General features: G+C 73.7%; 4 protein-coding genes. 3 read left to right on the top strand and 1 reads right to left on the bottom strand.

The window, feature by feature from the left end:
• From AOK15_RS33605 to AOK15_RS33595, 3 genes are all read left to right on the top strand, one after another.
• Positions 1-700 (top strand): STAS domain-containing protein (locus AOK15_RS33605; protein ID WP_157870442.1); only part of this gene is annotated, 700 nt, incomplete at its 5' end.
• Positions 697-1,122 (top strand): ATP-binding protein, encoded by a 426-nt coding sequence (locus AOK15_RS33600; protein ID WP_055522098.1) that lies wholly within the window; start codon positions 697-699, stop codon positions 1,120-1,122. The genes AOK15_RS33605 and AOK15_RS33600, both read left to right, overlap by 4 nt.
• A gap of 231 nt (positions 1,123-1,353) precedes the next feature.
• A complete protein-coding gene (locus AOK15_RS33595) occupies positions 1,354-1,704 on the top strand; it encodes an ArsR/SmtB family transcription factor (protein WP_055522097.1) in 351 nt (116 codons plus the stop codon).
• Positions 1,705-2,074: 370 nt separating this feature from the next.
• On the opposite strand, the gene AOK15_RS33590 is transcribed toward AOK15_RS33595, so the two are convergent.
• Complete coding sequence (locus AOK15_RS33590) at positions 2,075-3,007, bottom strand: pyridoxamine 5'-phosphate oxidase family protein (protein WP_055522099.1); 933 nt, start codon at positions 3,005-3,007, stop codon at positions 2,075-2,077.
• Positions 3,008-3,050: the final 43 nt, after the last annotated feature.

Here is a 3,050-nt window from a genome sequence, read left to right as displayed (position 1 = left end):
CGCCGTGATCGTGTTCGCCGCAGCGCCCCTGGTGTCGAAGATCCCGCTCGCCGCCCTCGCCGGAGTGCTGCTGGCCACCGCGGTCCGCATGGTCGAGGTCGGCTCGCTCCGGGCAATGGCCAGGGCCACCCGCTCGGACGCCCTGATCCTCGTCCTCACCGCGGTCGCGACCCTCGCCCTGGACCTCGTGTACGCGGTGATCATCGGCCTGGCGGTGGCGGGAGCGCTCGCCCTGAGCGCCGTCGCCCAGCAGGCCCGTCTGGACCGGGTGCCACTCGACCGGGGCGACCACAGCGCCGAGGAGCACGCCCTGCTCGCCGAGCACATCGTCGCGTACCGCATCGACGGGCCGCTGTTCTTCGCCGCCGCGCACCGCTTCCTGCTGGAGCTGACCGAAGTGGCCGACGTACGGGTCGTCATCCTGCGCATGTCCCGCGTGTCCACGATGGACGCCACGGGTGCGCTCGTGCCGAAGGACGCGGTGGAGAGGCTGACACGGCGCGGCATCCTCGTGCTGGCCTCCGGGATACGGCCCGGTCAGCGCCGGGTCCTGGACTCCGTCGGCGCGCTGGAGCCGCTGCGGCACGACGGCCGGGAGTACGCCTCCACACCGGAGGCGATCCGGGCGGCCCGCCATCACCTGGAGACCGCCGGGATCCTGCCCGCGGGCACCGGCCAGGGACGGACGGTTCGGGGATGACCACGCGACTGCACGCGCTGCCGCACCGGCATGTGCTCACCCTCCCGGCCATGCCGGCCGCCGTCCGCCTGGCCCGGGAGACCGCCGAGCAGGCCCTGACCGAATGGGGGATCGGGCTGCGCCACCCCACCGTGGACCCGGCCCTGCTGATCCTCGCCGAACTGGTGGCCAACAGCGTCCGGCACGCGGCCCTCCTGTCACCGCAGCTGACCGTGATCTACGCGGCGGACCGGGACCGGCTGGCCCTCGCCGTCCACGACCGCCACCCGTACCAGCCGCCGCTGTACGGCGCTCTCGCCGGCAACGGCACCGGAGGACTGGCCACTGTCATGGAACTGACGCTCGGGCTGGGCGGCACCGCCGTCATCGACCCGGACACCGATGGGAACGGCAAGAGCATATGGATCACGCTGCCCCTGTGAGCGCGGTGCGGGCGACTGACTCGGCGGCTACGGCAGAGGGGCGCCGTACTCGACGACCGGGGCGGAGAGCCGGCGTCGCCGCGTCCGGCTGCTCTGTTTCCTCCCCGCGGTTTCGGCGTGGTCGGCGCGGCAGGCGAGGATGGACCGCATGTTCCTGACGACTGAGTGGATGCGACCCGCCGGGCCCCTGCCGGTGAGACCGTGCGGACGCGTCGAGGAGGCGACGGCACGATGAGTACGCCGCTGTACCAACTGAAGGCCGAGTTCTTCAAGACGCTGGGCCACCCGGCCCGCATCCGGGTCCTGGAACTGCTGAGCGAGCGTGAGCACGCGGTCGCGGAGATGCTGCCCGAGGTGGGCATCGAGCCCGCCCATCTGTCCCAGCAGCTCGCGGTGCTGCGCCGCGCCAACCTGGTCAAGAACCGCAAGGAGGGCTCGACGGTGTACTACTCGCTGACCAGCCCCGATGTCGCCGAACTGCTGCGGGTGGCACGGACCATCCTCTCCGGGGTGCTCGCCGGGCAGGCCGAACTGCTGGCCGACCTCCAGGCCGCGCAGAGCGAGGGAGAACCACCCTCGTGACAGCGGTCCCGCCGTCGTGAACCGTGGAACGAGGCAGGGGCGGAGCAGCCGGGGTCGGCCCGTGGGCAGGCGGACGTACGAGGGTCGGGCTCGGCCCATGAGACGGCGGGCGGACGCACGAGGGCCGGACTCAGCCCATGGCAGGGCGGGCGGACGCACGAGGGCCGGGGTAGGCACGTAGCGGACGGGCGTTCCCACGGAGGCCGGGGTAGGCACGTAGCGGACGGGCGTCCGCACGAGGGCCGGGGTGGGCACATAGCAGCCGGGCGTTCCCACGGGGGCCGGGGTCGGCACATAGCAGGCGGGCGTCTCCCCACGGGCACCGTATCGCGGCGGTTCGGCAGGGGTCGGGGGCCTCGGCGGCCCCGACTCACTGCTCCAGCGGGACGATGCGGCGCCCCGTGACGCGTGTGGGGCGGATCGCGACCCACATCTCGCGGACGCCTCCGGCCCAGGGCGTGGAGTGGGCGCCCTCCACCAGCCGACGCACCTCGTCGGGTTCGGTGACCACCCGCGCGGTTCCGACGGCGAGGACGCTCCAGCCCTGGCTCATCGCCTCGTCCACGTGGTCGACCTCGAAGGCCACCTCCGACCCGACGGCCGCCGCCGGGACCGACTCCGGCGCGGTACGGAACGCGATCGTGTCGCCGACGACCTCGTAGTTCACCGGGACCACCGCCGGGCCCCTCGCAGACGAGACCGCCACCCGGCCCACACCGTGGGTGGACAGCAGGGCACGGCACTCGTCGGGGTCGAGGTCCACCAGCCGGGCGTGCGGGAGCGCCTGGCCCTGGCCGGGCGGCGCATCGACGCCGGCGCCGCGCAGGGCGGCGACGGTCGTGTCCAGGGCGTCGGCCAGACCGATGAGGCTGGCCTTGGTCGGGTCGGCGGGCTGTTCCTCCAGGTAGGCCAGGTACTCCGGTGCCATTCCGGCACGGCGGGCCGCCTCTTCGCGGGTCAGCCCCCGGCGGAGCCGTTCGGCCGCGACACGGCGGCCGATGTCACCGGGGTTGGGCGGCGTGCCCGACGGGGTCTCGGGAGCGCCCGTGGCTGCGCGCGGCTCATCCACGGGCGGCGCGGGCGACCGGGACGGCTCTCGTCCGCCGCCGGGCCGGTGTTCGATGTGGTGGACGTGGGCGTCCGGGCCGGGGAAGACGAGGGTCACCTCGTCCGTGTCCGACCAGCGCACGTCGTACGGGGGCGTCCCGTCGTCGTGGTGGAGTCCGACGATCTCGCCGTCGCGCCGGGTGGCGCCGGTGGTGGTGCTCTCGACCACGAGTTGGTCACCGAGTTGAGCTCGCATGATGGCCGCCGTTTCGTCGTATGCCGGTGTGTTCGGCCCGGCC

Origin of the sequence: Streptomyces ossamyceticus, from assembly GCF_001418475.1 — a bacterium.
GTDB classification, from domain to species: Bacteria; Actinomycetota; Actinomycetes; order Streptomycetales; family Streptomycetaceae; genus Streptomyces; species Streptomyces ossamyceticus.
This window is presented reverse-complemented; position numbering and strand designations above follow the sequence as displayed.